This is a genomic window from Kribbella sp. NPDC058693, assembly GCF_042715335.1.
GTDB lineage: Bacteria > Actinomycetota > Actinomycetes > Propionibacteriales > Kribbellaceae > Kribbella > Kribbella jiaozuonensis.
The window spans coordinates 632097-647673 of sequence record NZ_JBHXSQ010000004.1 but is presented as its reverse complement, the minus strand read 5'-3'; the positions used below and the strand labels follow the sequence as shown (position 1 = coordinate 647673).

Below are 15577 nucleotides of genomic sequence, written 5' to 3'. Positions count from 1 at the left end.
GTGGGGCCTACGATCGTGGAGGGAGGGCTGAAGGTGCGGATCCAACTGCTGGGTGGTTTCGCTGTCGATCGCGGGGGGCGATCCGTCGATCCGAAGGTGTGGCGGCTGCGGAAGGCGCGGACGCTGGTCAAGCTGCTCGCGTTGGCGCGCGACCAGCGGCTGCACCGCGACGTACTGCTCGAGGCGTTGTGGCCGGACCGGCCCCCGACGTCGGCGGTCAACAATCTGCACCAGGCCTTGCACGTGGCACGTCGGGCGCTCGCGGGTGACGAGTCGAGCAACGGACTGCTGGAGTTGCGCGATGACTTCGTGGCGTTGCTCGCGGACGGCCTCGTCGACGTCGACGTACGGACGTTCGAGCGGCTGGCCGCGCTGGGCCGCACCAGCGGTGACCTCGACGACCTCCGCGCCGCAGTCGCCGCGTACACAGGCGATCTCCTACCCGAGGACAGGTTCGAGGACTGGGCCGTCCGCCCGCGCGAGGAACTCCGCGCCAACTTCGGCAATCTCCTCGTCGACTTCGCTGACGCGGCCGCGGCAGATCACCATGAGGCGGAGGCACTCGACGCCCTGACCCGCGCGCTCGCCATCGACCCGCTGCACGAGCACAGCGTCCGAAGCCTGATGCGACAACTTGCGGCGACGGGCCGTTCTTCGGAAGCGCTCGCGCAGTACGAACGACTGAGAAGCGACCTACGTACGGCGTACGGCACCGACCCCGACCCCGATACCCAGCGCCTGTATCAGGAACTGCTCACCGGCACCGTCAAGGTCGACAGCCAACCGAGGCACAACCTCGCGCCGGCGTTGACCAGCTTCGTCGGCCGCGAGCGCGAGATCGCCGACGTCCATCGCCTGATGGAACAAGGCCGCCTCGTCACCCTCACCGGCGTCGGCGGCGCCGGCAAGACCCGCCTGGCAGAAGAAGCCGCCCGCCGCCTGGTCGACTCGTACGCCGATGGCGTGTGGATCGCCGACCTCGTACCGGTCGCCGACCCACACCTCGTAGCCGACTCCGTCGCCGCCGCCCTCGGCCTCGACCCCGCAGCCGGATCGGATTCGACCCGCACCCTCATCACCCGCCTGGCGCCCCGCAATCTCCTTCTAGTACTGGACAACTGCGAACACCTCCTCGCCGCGTGCGCCGGCCTGGCAAGCGCCGTACGGCGAAGCTGCCCCGGCGTCAGCCTGCTGGCCACCAGCCGCGAACCGCTCCATGCCCCCGGCGAGGTCACGTTCCGCGTGCCCTCACTCGAACTCCCCGAGCCAACCGACGAGCTCGACCGACTCCGCACGCTCTCCTCGGTAAGGCTCTTCGTCGACCGCGCCCAAGACGTTCGCCCCGGCTTCGTACTGGACGCAACCAACGCAGCCGCCATCGTCGAGATCTGCCGCTGCCTCGACGGCATCCCACTCGCACTCGAACTCGCGGCCGCCCGCGCCTCACACCTCGAGGCCGCAGAGATCGCCGCCCGCCTGGGCGAGGCACTCTCGCTCCTCGGCCGCCCCGGTGAGGTCACTCGCCACGCGACCCTGCGCGCAACCCTCGAGTGGAGCCACGCCCTGCTGTCGGACGACGAGCAGGTGCTGCTGCGCCGGCTCGCAGTCTTCTCCGGCAGCTTCTCGCTCCGATCCGCCGAGCAGGTCTGCGCCGACGACCGCCTGCCCAGCTCAGACGTCCTAGACCTCCTCGGTCGGCTCGTCGACAAGTCGCTGCTGCTCGTCGACCACGATGGCCCGCGCTCGCGGTACCGCCTCCTGGAGACGATTCGCCAGTTCGCGCACGAACGTCTGGCCGCGGCGCACGAGGCAGCACCGATGGAGGCGGCGCACTGCAGGTTCTTCCTGGAGCTCGCAGCCACCGAAGATCCCGAGCGCGCCGGCGTTGTCGTCGAACGCCCTCAGCTGCTCGACGCCGACCACGACAACCTCCGCGCCGCCCTCAACTGGGCGCTCCGCCACGATCACGAGCGGGCCTTGCTGCTCGGCCTCAGCCTCTCGCCGTACTGGCTTGCGCGCGGCCACTTCTCCGAAGGAGCAGGCTGGCTCGAACGCGTTCTCGACGTCGCGGTCGAACCCTCCCGCGAGCGAGCCCGCGCGATCTTCGCGCTCGCGATCCTGCTCGCTCGAAGCGGGCTGGCCGACCGGCTCCCACGACTCGGCGACGAGGCGGTCGCGGTCTCCTATCAGTCCGGCGACCAGGTCGACCTCGTGACCACCCGGGTACTGCGCGGCACACTCCTGCTCGGAAGCGGCGACCTCGACGAGATCGAACAGACCGCCGTCGACTCGCTCGCACAAGCCGACGCCCTCGGCGCGGACCCACTGGCAGCTGCCGCACAAGGTCTCGGCGCAATGACCGCACTCTTCCGCGAGAACGCCGAACTCGCCCAGGAACGCTTCGAGGAATGCCTGCGACGGCTGGCGCAGATCGACCCGAACACGACCAGGTTCTTCCCCGCCGTCACGATGTGCCTGCCGCTCGTACCGATCGACGGCTGGTGGATCCCGGTGTTCGAGGAGACCTTCCTGATCGGCCGCCGGGTCGGCGCCGTACAAGGCACCGGGTACGCCTTGTCGGGCCTGGCCGACGCCCATCGCCTGACCAGAAACCTCGACGCCGCACAGGACGCCGTACGGCGGTCCGTCGATGCCTTCACCGGGATCGAGGACGCGTCCGGGCTCGGCCACGCCCTCAACCATCTGGGCTGCATCGAGCGCGACCAAGGACTGTTCGGGGCGGCCGAGAAGCACCTGCGTGACGCACTCCAGCTCCGCGAACAACTAGGAGATCGCCGCGGTGAGAGCCTGACGCTCGCCAATCTCGGTCTGCTCGCCGCGGCGTCCGGCGATCCCGGGACGGGTCGGCGCCTCACGCGTGCCGCCCTCGATCGCGGCGAGGCGGTCGACGATGCGCCCGCGGCGGGCGGGGCTCTGCTCAACCTGGCAGTCGTCGAGTTGTTCGCCGGCGAACGCCGTACCGCGCGAATCCTTGCGGAGCAGGCGGTCGAAGCCTTTCAGCCGCAGGGATATCTCCGACTCGAGGCCTGGACGCGGCTGCTCGCGGCCGAGCTGGCCGTCGCGGACGGTGACACCGAGGTACTGGAAAGGCACGGTCCGGCGGCGTTGGAGATCTTCACCCGCCTCGGATGCCGGATCGGCGGGCCCCGCGCAGCCCTGCTCATGGAACGCTAAGTCACGCTAAGCCATTGCGAAGACCTCCTTCCTAATGTCGTTGTCAGTCCGGGAAACGCCCCGGGCCGAACGAATCAGGAGTGGAAATGACAACGACGCAAGCGCGGCAGGACACGCTCGGGGAGGCCACCCTCGGTGAACTTGCCGAAGGACTGCGTGGCGAACTGATCCGCCCGGCCGACCCGTCGTACGACGATGCCCGGTCGATCTGGAACGCCGCGCATGACAAACGACCGGCACTGATCGTCCGGTGCAAGGGGGTGGCCGACGTCATCCGGGCCGTGGAGTTCGCCCGGAGCGAGGGGTTGACGTTGGCCGTCCGGGGCGGCGGTCACAGCATCCCCGGATTCTCGACCACCGACGGCGGGATCGTCATCGACCTGTCGCCGATGAACTCGGTCCGGATCGATCCGGACCGGCGCCAGATCGTGGCGCAGGGCGGATGCACCTGGGGCGATGTCGACGCCGAGGCGCAGGCCTTCGGGCTCGCCGTCACCGGCGGCCTGGTGTCGTCGACCGGCGTGGCCGGCTTCACGCTCGGCGGCGGGATCGGCTGGCTCGTCCGCAAGGCCGGCCTGGCGTGTGACAACCTCATCGGGGCTGATGTTGTCACCGCCGACGGCCGGTACCTGCACACGAGTGAGACCGAGAACCCCGAACTGCTGTGGGCATTGCGCGGCGGAGGCGGCAACTTCGGTGTCGTCACCTCGTTCGAGTTCAAGGCGTACGAGGTCGGTCCGACCGTCTTCGCGGGCCTGGTCTTCTACCCGGGCGATCGCGCAGCCGACGTACTGCGTGGGTTCGGTGCGGCGGCCGCATCGGCGCCGGACGAGTTGTCCTTGGCAATCAACCTCACCACCGCACCGCCGTTGCCGTTCCTGCCGGAAGAGGTGCACGGCAAGCCGATCGTCGCCGTACTCGGGATGTGGTCCGGGCAGCCGGACGCGGGCGACGCCGCGACCCGGCCGTTCCGTGAACTCGCACCGGTGGTCGCGGATCTGTTCGGACCGATGCCGTACAACGCGATGCAGACGCTGCTCGATCCGCTGTTCCCGCGCGGCCTGCGGAACTACTTCCGTTCGGCGTTCTTCGGCGACCTCGGTCCCACAACCGTCGACGCGCTCGTCGCCGCGCATTCCGCAGTACCGAACGGTCTGTCGGAGCTGCACGTCCACCACCTGGGTGGCGCGATGGGCCGGGTGCCGGCCGACGCCACGGCGTTCGGCACGCGGGACCGCGAGTACATCCTCAACGTTGTCGCCCGGAGCGAGGACGGGTCGGAGTACGACGAGGTCGTCGAGTGGGCTCGTGCGGCGGGGAGTTCGCTCGGGCCGAGTGCGGCGTCGTACGTGAACTTCACCGGTGAGACCAACGAGGACATCGTCCGGGCTTCGTACCCGGCGGCGACCTACCAGCGGCTCGTCAGCATCAAGAACACGTACGACCCGACGAACCTGTTCCACCTCAACCAGAACATCAAGCCGAGCTAGGAATCAACGGGTGCAGGACGTCGGCGCGGCGCGTCCGGCGAAGCGGTCAGCGGTCCAGGCCAGGATGTCGGGCATGGCGCCGTCGTCGATGCCCTGCACCCACGGGTAGGTGTCGTGCTCGAGACCGGGGTACGTCTTGTAGGTGAGGCGGGTCCCGAGCCGGCACTGCGCCGCAGCGATCTGATTGGTGACACCAACGGGTACGACGGTGTCGGCCTCGCCCTGCAGCAACAGGACCGGTCCGCCAAGCCGCTGGTTCCCGGCGGAGTTGACCCGCAGGTACGTCCGGAAGGCGGGATCGGTCGAGTACGCCGGGGTCACCAGCTGCGGCCCGCTCAGATCGGCGTACGCCGTGAACGCCGCGCTGAGGCAGCCGATCGCGGTGATGCCGATCCGGGAATACGCCTCAGGGCTGAGCAACCTCGCAGGCTGGATCCGGGAGTCGCTGAAATGGGCGCCCTGGGCAATCATCGCCGCGAAGGCGCCGTACCCGGGCGTGGCGGCGACGTGGTCGACGACCTCGGAAAGGTCTGCGACCGGGGACGTGAGAACGGTGCCGAGGTACCCAGGCTGCGGGCGGACACGCTGCCGCTCGGCGACGCCCATCGCCGCACCGCCACCCTGCGAGTGACCCCACAGAACCCATCGCGACGACAGAGCCGACCGCACCCGACGCGCAGCCTGCTGGGCGTAGATGACGTCGTTGGCCTCGGCCGTCTTGTTGACGAGCTCAGGCCGGCCGTCGGTGCCGAGGCCCGCGTAATCCGGCGCGACGACCGCATAGCCACTGTTGACGAAGTCCATCATCTGGTTGCCGTGGTAGAGGTCCTTCATCAACGACGGTGCACAGGGCACGCCGATTCCGCTCGAGCCGTGCGCGTCCACGACGACGGGCCAACCGCCGGCCGGCGCCTTGCCCTTCGGCACCAGGACGACTGCTGTGGCGGCGACATCGCGGCCGGCCGAGGTCCGCGAGTGGTACATGATCCGGGTCGCCGGTCCGGCGGTGTAGTCGGTGGTCTCCCGCTTGCGAATCACCGACCCCGGCAGTGCCCACGGCAACGAGGCGGGCGGGTCGTAGAACGACGTCCGCGGTACGGCGTTCTGATGTTGCAAGTCCAGCTGGCATTGCACGTCGCAATCGGCCGCCTGCGCCGGCGCGGCCAGACCGGTCACCGCCGTAGCCGCGGCGATGAAGGTGATGAGGTGTCGCACGTCGATCTCCAAGAATGCTTGGACCCACCCCCAATGGGTTGGCCACCGCACTCCAGGACACAGCCGGCCACCGCGCTTGTGACGTGCCGGCTCGTGATCTACCTCTCAGCGCTTGACGGCAGCCTCGATGGCGGCCAGCAGGACGCCGTCGTCGTCAGCCCGCCAACTGTGGGACTCCGGGCAGATCCACTGATCCGGCTCGGCCGGTACGACGCAGCCGAACAGGCGGACCTTCCCGGCCGCGGCCGCCTCCCGGGCAACCCGGGTCGGGAGGCCGTAGAGAATCGGCACTCCTTGCTGCCCACAGACCGGGCACTCCGGTGCGTTCGCCATACACCGAAGCGTACGCCGTCGCGCTCACGCGAGGTCTGACACCAGCACCTGCTGGATCTTCGTGAGGGCCTTCATCAGCTGGGCGCGTTCGGTCTTGGTGAGGGTCGCCGTGATGCGGTCCTCGAGCGCCTGGCGTTCGGCCTCGATCGGCTTCTGGAGGGCCCGGCCGGCCGGGGTCAGCCAGAGCCGGACGAGGCGGTTGTCGTGCGGGTCGGGTCGCCGTTCGAGCCAGCCGGACTCGGCCATCCGGGTGGCCAGTTTGGTGACGGCCGGCGTCGTGACGTTGACCGCGGCGGCGATCTCGCCCGGCGTACGTCCGTCCTCCGCCCACAACGCGGCCAGCAGATGATCCTGCCCGAGCCGCAGCCCATGGCGTTGTACGGCGGCATCCGCCGCGGCGCGCAGCAGCTTCGACGTCTTGCTGTGCAACTCCAGGAACTCGGGCATCGACACACTCCTTGACGACCAGATCGTTTACCGGTTAACGTTTTCGAGGAATCGTTAACCGGTAAAGGAGTTTGCCATGCTACTCATCACCGGCGCCACCGGACACATCGGCCGTAGGCTCGTCGACGAGCTCAACGACCGCGGCGCCGACTTCCGCGCCCTGGTCCGCACGCCGCGCGAGGATCTGCCCGCCGAACAACAGCTCGGCGACCTCGACGGACCGCTCGATCTCCAGGGCGTCGACAAGGTGTTCCTGCTCGTCCCGGGCACGGGCCTCGACCACACCGTCAACGTCGTCGCCGCAGCCCGCGAGGCCGGCGTACGCCACCTCGTCTACGTCTCGTCGTACGCCGTGCTCGGCGAGCCGATCCCCGCGATGGGGCACTGGCATCACGAGCGCGAGCAGCTCATCTGCAACTCGGGGATCCCGGCAACGTTCCTCCGGCCGACCGGCTTCATGACGAACGCGGTCGACTGGCTGCCGACGATCCGCGCCGGCGGGTACGTGCTCGACCCGATCGGCCCGGGTCGCTCCGCGCCGATCGACCCGGCAGACATTGCGGCCGTCGCTGCGACCGTCCTGACCGAGGACGGGCACGAGAAGCAGGAGTACACGCTGACCGGTCCGGAGGCGTTCACGCTCGCCGAGCAGGTCTCGATCCTCGGCGACGCGATCGGCCGCAGCCTCGACGTACGCCCGATCGAGACCCCCGAAGAGGCCGTCCGCTTCCGCTACCCGAACGGCGCACCGCCGGACCTGGCCGCGGCGATCGTCGAGGGGCTGAAGCTCATGCGCGCCGACACGATCGGCCTACGCACGGACACGGTACGCCGCCTCACCAGGCGCGAACCACGGACGTTCGCGGCCTGGTGCGGCGACAACCTGCAGTTGTTCAAGTAGCTCCGCAGTACCGGCCTGGTGAGGCATGGTCAGTACTGCGCAGCCGCCTAGTTGGCTTCCTTCGTTGCCCAGTAGTGCCATTGCGGGGACGCGACTGGGGAGCGGGCCAAACCGTCCGGCCAGGTAGCCGGCAGGTCGTGACTCCGCGCCGCGTAGAGGATCACCTCCGATGCGGTGCGATCGCCGCGGACGGCGACCCGTGCGGCGGTCTCGGCACGCATGTCGGCGAGGTAGTGGATCGCGGGCAGGAACTCGGCGCTCAGCCGTGGACTGAGCCGGCCGACGGGTTCGTCGTCGAGCCGGATCTCGACCACGATCCGGTGCCGGTCCTGGATACCGTCCTCCTCCTCGATCGCGTGCATGGTGGCGTACACCCAGCACTCGCCTTCCGCCCGGAAGAACGGCGCGAGTACGTCGGGATGCACCTCGCTGCCCGGTACGACGATGCCGCTGCCGGGCGGTAGCAGGTGAAAACTGCCCGGCGGGGGCAGGTTCACCGGTACGAGCATGTGCGGCTGCCCGAGGGCGACCGCGACACTGGCGTGGAACTCGGTGCCCTGGGCGCCCTTACCGTCCCAGTCCGCCGGCTCCCACTCACTGACCCACAGGTGACAGGGAACCTGCGGTTGCAGGCCTTGCGCCACCAGTTCTGACAGCACCGGGTGGTACCGGTGCGCGTCGTCCCTCGGCAGATAGCCGACAACCTTGCCCTGCACCCGAACGGCGATCGACCGCGGGTCGAAACGGTTGTGCGGTTCCGGGACGAGGTCCGCCTCGGTGTCCAGATCTGCGCCACGCGCTGGGATGGGGTCCGGGAACAGGCTTCGGATCGCCTGCTCGTGCGGGGCCTCCCGCACGACTTCCTGACCGCACCACAGAGCGTCTCCCCACAGACTGAACGGAATCAGCTCCATTCTGTGCCCTCCAGTCCTCACTGACCGGCTTTACTCGGCTCATCTGTTCCAGGGGCCTGGTCGTTACACCGAGTGAGCGTATGAAAACTAGACTGCCCAGTGAAGAGCCGTTTCACGCATGGTGCAAGAGTCTGATGCGCAAAGGGTATGCGCCGGTCCGGACTGTGGACGCGGATCGTCTTGTGCACCGAGCGAATCGGCGAAGATCGTGCAAATGCACGGGAAGGAACGTCATGCACGGCAGTAGTTCGGTCGCTCGATCCAGCACCGTTGATGCGGCAGCGATCGAGGCCGCGGTCGACCGTCTGGACGGTGTCGCCGTGCGCACACCGTTGCAACGCAACCTCCGCCTCTCGGAGCGCACCGGCGCGCAGATCTGGCTGAAGCGGGAGGACCTGCAGATCGGCCGTTCGTACAAGCTGCGCGGCGCCTACAACCTGATCGCCCAGCTCGACGACTCCGCCAAGGCGGCCGGCGTCGTCTGCGCCAGCGCCGGCAACCACGGTCAGGGCCTGGCGTATTCGTGCCACATCCTCGGCGTCCAGGGCAAGGTGTTCGTTCCGCGGACCACGCCGCGGCAGAAGCGGGACCGGATCGCGGCCCTCGGCGGCAAGCAGATCCAGGTGATCGTCACCGGCGACACGTACGACGACGCCGCGGCCGCTGCGCTCGCCGAAGGTCAGGCGACCGGGGCAACGATGGTGCCGGCCTTCGACGATCCGAGAACCGTTGCAGGGCAGGGGACCGTGGCCGTCGAGTTGATCGATCAGCTCGGCCAGGCTCCCGACGTACTCGTGGTTCCGGTCGGCGGCGGCGGTCTCGTTGCAGGGGTTGCAACGTGGATCGCCGAGCGGCATCCCGGCGTACGCATCGTCGGGGTCGAGCCGGGCGGCGCGGCGAGTATGGCGGCGGCGTTGGAGGCCGGTGAGCCGGTGAGGCTGCCGCACCTGGACAGCTTCGTCGACGGCGCCGCCGTACGGCAGGTCGGTGCGGTGACCCTGCCCTTGGTGCAGCAGGCCGGCGTGGAGCTGATGTCGGTGCCCGAGGGACTGGTGTGCTCGGAGATGCTCGAGCTCTACCAGACCGACGGGTTGATCGCGGAGCCCGCTGGCGCTTTGTCGACAAGTGCCCTGGGCAACGGTCTCGACGTACGTCCGGGTGAGACTGTCGTCTGCCTGCTGTCCGGCGGCAACAACGACGTCAGCCGGTACGGCGAGATCCTCGAGCGCTCGCTGGTGTACGAGGGCTTGAAGCACTACTTCCTGGTGACGTTCCCGCAGGAGCCCGGTGCGCTGCGGACGTTCCTCGACGGCGCACTCGGGCCGGACGACGACATCGCACTGTTCGAGTACGTGAAGCGCAACAACCGCGAGACCGGCGTCGCGCTGGTCGGTATCGAGATCAGCAACCGCGACGACCTCCCCGGCCTACTGGCCCGGATGGAGGCCGCCCCGCTCGACATCGAGCGCATCAACCCGAACTCCCCCGAGTTCAGGTACCTGATCTAGTGCTTGGTGTGTTTCGAACGTCGCGGGTCGTGCGGGTGAGTCCCGTCATCCCAGTCCGTCTCGGGCCACAGGTTCTGCGTCTTTGCCTGTGGCTCGTGAAGCTCGGTCCGGTCGGCTGACGGCGGCCGCACCTCGGCCCGGCGTCTGGATCTCTTCGACACCGCCCCGGCGATCAGGGCGACCACGATCACCAGCGCGGCGACCGCGACGACGATCCAGACGATGGTGGTTCCGTTCATCGCTCCTCCTCGGCTCGATGATCAGACCCTCCGGTACCCGGGCCGGGCGCGGGTTAACGCCGTACCTCAGACCAGGCCGCGGCGGGCTGCCCAGACGATCGCCTCGATCGCGGTGCTGAAGCCGAGGCGGTCGCAGATCAAGCGGGTACGGCGGCGTACGGTCCGCTCGGACAGATCGAGCCGACGCGCGACCGCGTCGACCGGCAGCCCGGTCGCGAGCAGACGGAGTAGTTGCAGATCGTCGTGGCTGATCTCGCGCGGCGGCACCCGCCGCGTTCGAAGTTCCTGGGGGAGCACGGTCATACGAATCACCTGGTTCCGAACATCCGGGACTCGGCGGCGTCCCAGTCGGCCGGTTTGCCCTGCGGGGTGTAGGTCCGCAGGCGATGGGTGGAGCGGACCAGCGCGCGCATGGCGGCCAGGTCCGGCAGGGGCTCGCCCAGTGCGCGAGCTTGAACGAGTACGTTGCCGAGCGCAGACGCCTCGACCGGGCCGGCGAGGACGGGCAGGCCGCACGCGTCGGCGGTGAACTGGCAGAGCAGTTCGTTCTGGGAGCCGCCGCCGATGACGTGCAGTACGTCGACCTCGCGGTTGGCGATCGACTGCGCGGATCGCAACGTACGCCGGTAGGCCAGCGCGAGGCTCTCCAGGATGCAGCGAACCGTGGAGCTTTTGTCGCTTGGCGGTTCCTGACCGGTCGCGCGGCAGTGCTCCTCGATCCGCGCCGGCATGTTGCCGGGGGCAAGGAACTCGGGAGCGTCCGGATCGATGAGGGTGGCGAACGGCGGGGCACCGGCTGCGTCTCGCAGGAGTCCGTCGAGATCGTCGTCGGCCCAGATCCGCTGGCATTCCTGGAGGATCCACAGTCCCATGACGTTCCGGAGGAACCGGATCCGCCCGTCGACACCACCTTCGTTGGTGAAGTTGGCCTCGCGCGCTTCGTCGCTCAGGACAGGCGCATCCAGCTCGAGCCCGACGAGCGACCAGGTCCCGGACGAGATGTATGCGAACCGGTCGTCGGACGCCGGCACCGCAACCACCGACGAAGCCGTGTCATGCGACCCGACCGCAATCACCGGGATCCCGTCCGGCAACCCGGTCTCGTCCGGCAGCACATTCCCGACCACATCCCCCGGCTCCCGCAACTGCGGAAACACCCGGCGCGGAAGCCCTACCCGCGCGATCAACTCATCACTCCAGTCCCGGGCCTCCACGTCATACAGCTGCGTAGTCGAAGCGTTGGTCCGCTCCACTCCGATCTCCCCGGTCAGCCAATAGCCGAGCAGGTCGGGAATCATCAGCAGACTGGCTGCACCCTCCAGCTCCTCAGCGGCCAGCTGGTAGATCGTGTTGAACGGGAGCTGCTGCAGGCCGGTGACCGCGTACAGATCAGCCGCAGGCACCTTCGCCAACACGCGCTCCATCACGCCGTCGGTGCGGCTGTCGCGGTAGTGCACCGGATTGCGGAGCAGGCGGCCGTCCCCGTCGAGCAGGCCGTAGTCGACCGCCCACGAATCGATCCCGATCCCGTCGAGTGCACCCGCAGTACGCAAGCCGTCCAGTGTCGAGCGGTAGAGGTGGAGGATGTCCCAGTGCAGGCAGCCGTGGACGCGCACCGGGCCATTCCAGAAGCGGTGGACCTCGCGCAGCTCCAGGACGTGCGCGCCGACCTCGCCGAGCATCACCCGACCGCTCGACGCGCCCAGATCCACCGCCGCGACACGCTTCATGGCAGCGCCTACCGCAGGAAGGCGGCTGCCACGCCGGCGTCGACAGGCACGTGCAGACCGGTCGTGTGGGTGAGGTCGCCACCGGTCAATGCGAACACCGCGGCAGCGACGTTCTCCGGCAGCACCTCGCGCTTCAGCAGCGTCCGCTGCGCATAGAACGCACCGAGCTCCGACTCGGGTACGCCGTACACCGCCGCCCGCTGCGCACCCCAACCGCCGGCGAAGATCCCGGACCCGCGGACCACGCCGTCGGGGTTCACGCCGTTGACCCGGATCCCGTGCTCGCCGAGCTCGGCAGCAAGCAGCCGGACCTGGTGTGCCTGGTCCGCCTTCGCCGCGCCGTACGCGACGTTGTTCGGGCCGGCGAAGACCGAGTTCTTGCTGGAGATGTAGATGATGTCGCCGCCCATCCCCTGGTCGATCAGCACCTTCGCGGCCGCCCGCGACACCAGGAACGAACCCTTCGCCATCACGTCGTGCTGCAGGTCCCAGTCCCGTTCCGTTGTCTCAAGCAACGACTTCGAGATGGAAAGCCCAGCATTGTTGACGATCAGGTCCACCCCGCCGAACGCCAGTACGGCGTCTCGCAGCGCAGCCTCGACCGCATCCGCAGACGAAACATCGGCGCCCACGGCAACGGCCACGTCCGACGTACCGATCTCCTTCGCGACCGCCTCGGCCGCCGCCAGGTCGAGATCCGCGACGACAACACATGCGCCTTCCGCGGCCAGCCGCTGCGCGATCGCCTTGCCGATCCCGGACCCGCCACCGGTCACGAGCGCAACCCGGGTGGCGAGCGGCTTCGGCTTCGGCATCCGTTGCAGCTTCGCCTCTTCCAGCGCCCAGTACTCGATCCGGAACTTCTCCCGCTCATCGATCGGCGCGTACGTCGACACCGCTTCGGCGCCACGCATCACGTTGATCGCATTCACGTAGAACTCGCCGGCCACCCGCGCGGTCTGCTTGTCCTTCCCGAAGCTGAACATCCCCACACCCGGCACCAGCACGATCGCCGGATCCGCGCCCCGCATGGCCGGGCTGTCGGGCTCGGCATGCCGGTTGTAGTACGCCGCATAATCCTCGCGATAAGCCGCGTGCAACTCCCGCAGCCGAGCAACCGCATCCTCCACCGAGGCCGTCGCGGGCAGGTCAAGGACGAGCGGACGGACCTTCGTCCGCAGGAAGTGGTCCGGACACGAGGTGCCGAGCGCAGCCAGCTCCGCCAGCCGTTCCCGCGCGGTGAATTCCAGGACGGCGTCTGAGTCGTTGTAGTGCCCGACCTGCGGCTTGTCCGTCGACGCCAGTCCCCGGATCACCGGGGCGAGCGCGGCGGCCCTGGCCCTGCGCTCTTCCACCGGGAGAGCCTCGAAGCCGTTGACCACCGCGCCGAAGGGTTCCGCCTTGCCACGGTCGGCGAGGAACTGCTCGGCGGTCCTGATGATGTCGAGGGAGTTCGCCTCGCACTCCTCCGACGTACTGCCCCAGGCGGTGATGCCGTGGCCGCCCAGGATGCAGCCGATTGCCTGCGGGTTCTCGCGCTTGACCGCAGCGATGTCGAGACCGAGCTGGAACCCGGGCCGCCGCCACGGCACCCACACCACTCGGTCGCCGAAGCACTCGGCGGTCAGTTTCTCGCCATCCGCGGCGGTCGCCAGCGCGATCCCGGAGTCCGGGTGCAGGTGGTCGACATGAGGGGCGTCGACCAGCCCGTGCATCGCGGTGTCGATCGAAGGCGCCGCGCCGCCCTTGCCGTGCAGGCAGTAGTCGAACGCGGCGACCATCTCGTCCTCGCGGTCGACACCCGGATAGGTGTCGACCAGAGCGTTCAGCCGGTCCAGCCTGAGCACGGCCAAGCCTGCCGGGGTGAGCGTGCCCAGGTCCCCGCCGGATCCCTTGACCCACAACAGGTCCACAGGGTTCTGCGTGACCGGATCGGTCGCCGTACCCTTCGCCGACGTGTTCCCGCCGGCGTAGTTCGTGTTGCGTGGATCGGCACCCAGACGGTTGCTACGCGCAACGAGCTCGGCTGCAGTGTCGCTCACTTATGCTCCCCATCCAGCTTGCTCGCCGCCGACGCGGTCCTTGGTGATCTGCTCGAAGTAGCCGCTGCGCTTGTACGCCGCGACCGGGTCGGCATCCAGGCCCTGCGACTCGCGGAGCTCCGCGAGCAGCGGCCGGACATCGGTGTTGTAGGCATCCATCAGCGCCGCGTTCGCGCCCAGCACGTCACCTTCCCGCTGGGCCTTCCGCAGTACGTCGCGGTCGACCAGCAGCGCCTTCGCGGTGGCCTCCTGGACGTTCATCACCGAGCGGATGATCGCGGGGATCTTCTCCTCGATGTTGTGGCACTGGTCGAGCATGAACGCGATCCCGCGCTCGGGGTCGAGCGCGCCGCCGCGGACGATCTCGTTCATGATCCGGAACAGCTGGAACGGGTCGGCCGCCCCGACCATCAGGTCGTCGTCGGCGTAGAACCGGCTGTTGAAGTCGAACGCGCCGAGCTTCTTGGTCCGCAGCAGGAACGCGACGATGAACTCGATGTTCGTCCCCGGCGCGTGATGCCCGGTGTCGATACAGACCGTTGCCTTCGGCCCCAGTTCGAGACAGTGCGCGTACGACGTACCCCAGTCCGGCACGTCCGTGGTGTAGAACGCCGGCTCGAAGAGCTTGTACTCGAGCAGCATCCGCTGGTCGTCACCGAGCCGGTCGTACACCTCCTTCAACGCGGTCGCGAGCCGGTCCTGGCGATCCTGGATGTCGTCCTGGCCGGGGTAGTTCGTGCCGTCGGAGAACCACAGCTTGAGGTCGTGGGACCCGGTCGCGTCCATGATGTCGACGCACTCGAGCAGGTGGTCGGTGGCCTTCCGGCGTACTGCGGGATCCGGGTTCGTGACGCTGCCGAGCTTGTAGTCGTCGTCCTGGAACACGTTGCTGTTGATCGCCCCGAGCCGGACGCCCTGCTCCTTCGCGTACGCCGCGAGCGCCGCGTAGTCGTCGACCTTGTCCCAGGGGATGTGCAGCGCGACGCTCGGCGCGACGCCGGTGTACTTGTGGACGACGGCCGCGTCGGCGATCTTCTCCTCCGGCGAGCGCGGTACGCCGGGCTGGGCGAACACCTTGAACCGGGTGCCGGAGTTGCCGAACGCCCACGAGGGCAACTCGATCTCCTGGCGGCTCAGCGCGGCCTTCACGGCATCGGTCGTCATGACTCAGTCCCCTTCAGGTGGAAGATCTCGGGCAGCAGCAGGAACGACTCGTCCGGCGGCCGGCCGTCGATCCCCGTGAAGAATTCGGTCATCTCCGACTGCCAGCGTGTGTTGACCTCCGTCGCCGCCATCGCCTTCTGGGCGGCGTCCAGGTCCTCGGCCTCGACGTACCCGATCAGCAGCCCGTCGTAGCGGAGGAACAGCGAGTAGTTGTGCCACCCGGAGTCCCGCAGCGCGGCCTGCATCTCGGGCCAGACGTTCCGGTGCCGGTCGACGTACTCGGCCAACCGGTCCGGCCGGACCTGCAGGCAGAAGCAGTAACGATTCACGGCGTCACCTGTATCTGAGCGGGCGGGAAGGCTATGAAAGGTTTCAACAGCGTCCCATGACGCTAAGCGT

14 protein-coding genes are annotated in these 15577 nt (G+C 68.5%); 4 read left to right on the top strand and 10 right to left on the bottom strand.

The features are described 5' to 3' along the window. The first annotated feature begins 15 nt into the window (after positions 1 to 15). Positions 16 to 3195: a BTAD domain-containing putative transcriptional regulator gene (locus tag ACFWUU_RS29430; protein WP_380180081.1), complete on the top strand. Its 3180-nt coding sequence runs from the start codon at positions 16 to 18 to the stop codon at positions 3193 to 3195. 86 nt (positions 3196 to 3281) lie between these two features. Then, positions 3282 to 4685 carry an FAD-binding oxidoreductase gene (locus ACFWUU_RS29425; RefSeq protein WP_380180080.1) on the top strand — a complete coding sequence of 468 codons (1404 nt, stop codon included), beginning with the start codon at positions 3282 to 3284 and terminating at the stop codon, positions 4683 to 4685. Between the two features lie 3 nt (positions 4686 to 4688). Here ACFWUU_RS29425 and ACFWUU_RS29420 read toward each other — a convergent pair whose 3' ends face one another. The 3 genes from ACFWUU_RS29420 to ACFWUU_RS29410 form a co-directional block, all read right to left on the bottom strand. After that, complete coding sequence (locus tag ACFWUU_RS29420; protein ID WP_380180079.1) at positions 4689 to 5900, bottom strand: alpha/beta hydrolase family protein; 1212 nt, start codon at positions 5898 to 5900, stop codon at positions 4689 to 4691. 105 nt (positions 5901 to 6005) lie between these two features. Continuing rightward, positions 6006 to 6233: a hypothetical protein gene (locus ACFWUU_RS29415; RefSeq protein ID WP_380180078.1), complete on the bottom strand. Its 228-nt coding sequence runs from the start codon at positions 6231 to 6233 to the stop codon at positions 6006 to 6008. A 24-nt stretch (positions 6234 to 6257) separates the two neighbouring features. Further along, on the bottom strand, positions 6258 to 6680 hold the full coding sequence (locus ACFWUU_RS29410; RefSeq protein WP_380180077.1) for a MarR family winged helix-turn-helix transcriptional regulator: 423 nt from the start codon (positions 6678 to 6680) through the stop codon (positions 6258 to 6260). A 76-nt stretch (positions 6681 to 6756) separates the two neighbouring features. Between ACFWUU_RS29410 and ACFWUU_RS29405 the strand changes: the two genes are divergently transcribed. Beyond that, entirely contained in the window at positions 6757 to 7581 is an 825-nt protein-coding gene (locus ACFWUU_RS29405) for an NAD(P)H-binding protein (RefSeq protein ID WP_380180076.1), read from the top strand. A gap of 47 nt (positions 7582 to 7628) precedes the next feature. On the opposite strand, the gene ACFWUU_RS29400 is transcribed toward ACFWUU_RS29405, so the two are convergent. Then, positions 7629 to 8495, bottom strand: coding sequence for an HIRAN domain-containing protein (locus ACFWUU_RS29400; protein ID WP_137255667.1), 867 nt, complete (start codon positions 8493 to 8495; stop codon positions 7629 to 7631). A gap of 233 nt (positions 8496 to 8728) precedes the next feature. On the opposite strand from ACFWUU_RS29400, the gene ilvA reads away from it, so the two are divergent. Then, positions 8729 to 10003 carry a threonine ammonia-lyase IlvA gene (gene ilvA / locus ACFWUU_RS29395; RefSeq protein WP_380180075.1) on the top strand — a complete coding sequence of 425 codons (1275 nt, stop codon included), beginning with the start codon at positions 8729 to 8731 and terminating at the stop codon, positions 10001 to 10003. Here ilvA and ACFWUU_RS29390 read toward each other — a convergent pair. The 6 genes from ACFWUU_RS29390 to ACFWUU_RS29365 form a co-directional block, all read right to left on the bottom strand. Continuing rightward, positions 10000 to 10242 carry a hypothetical protein gene (locus ACFWUU_RS29390; RefSeq protein ID WP_380180074.1) on the bottom strand — a complete coding sequence of 81 codons (243 nt, stop codon included), beginning with the start codon at positions 10240 to 10242 and terminating at the stop codon, positions 10000 to 10002. The genes ilvA and ACFWUU_RS29390 overlap by 4 nt on opposite strands. Before the next feature lie 66 nt (positions 10243 to 10308). After that, positions 10309 to 10545 (bottom strand): helix-turn-helix domain-containing protein, encoded by a 237-nt coding sequence (locus ACFWUU_RS29385; RefSeq protein WP_137255670.1) that lies wholly within the window; start codon positions 10543 to 10545, stop codon positions 10309 to 10311. Positions 10546 to 10550: 5 nt separating this feature from the next. Next, complete coding sequence (locus ACFWUU_RS29380; RefSeq protein ID WP_380180073.1) at positions 10551 to 11972, bottom strand: rhamnulokinase family protein; 1422 nt, start codon at positions 11970 to 11972, stop codon at positions 10551 to 10553. 8 nt (positions 11973 to 11980) lie between these two features. Next, complete coding sequence (locus tag ACFWUU_RS29375; protein WP_380180072.1) at positions 11981 to 14014, bottom strand: bifunctional aldolase/short-chain dehydrogenase; 2034 nt, start codon at positions 14012 to 14014, stop codon at positions 11981 to 11983. Further along, entirely contained in the window at positions 14015 to 15178 is a 1164-nt protein-coding gene (rhaI, locus tag ACFWUU_RS29370) for an L-rhamnose isomerase (protein ID WP_380180071.1), read from the bottom strand. Further along, positions 15175 to 15507 (bottom strand): L-rhamnose mutarotase, encoded by a 333-nt coding sequence (locus tag ACFWUU_RS29365; RefSeq protein WP_380180070.1) that lies wholly within the window; start codon positions 15505 to 15507, stop codon positions 15175 to 15177. The genes rhaI and ACFWUU_RS29365 overlap by 4 nt, the downstream gene beginning before the upstream one ends. Positions 15508 to 15577: the final 70 nt, after the last annotated feature.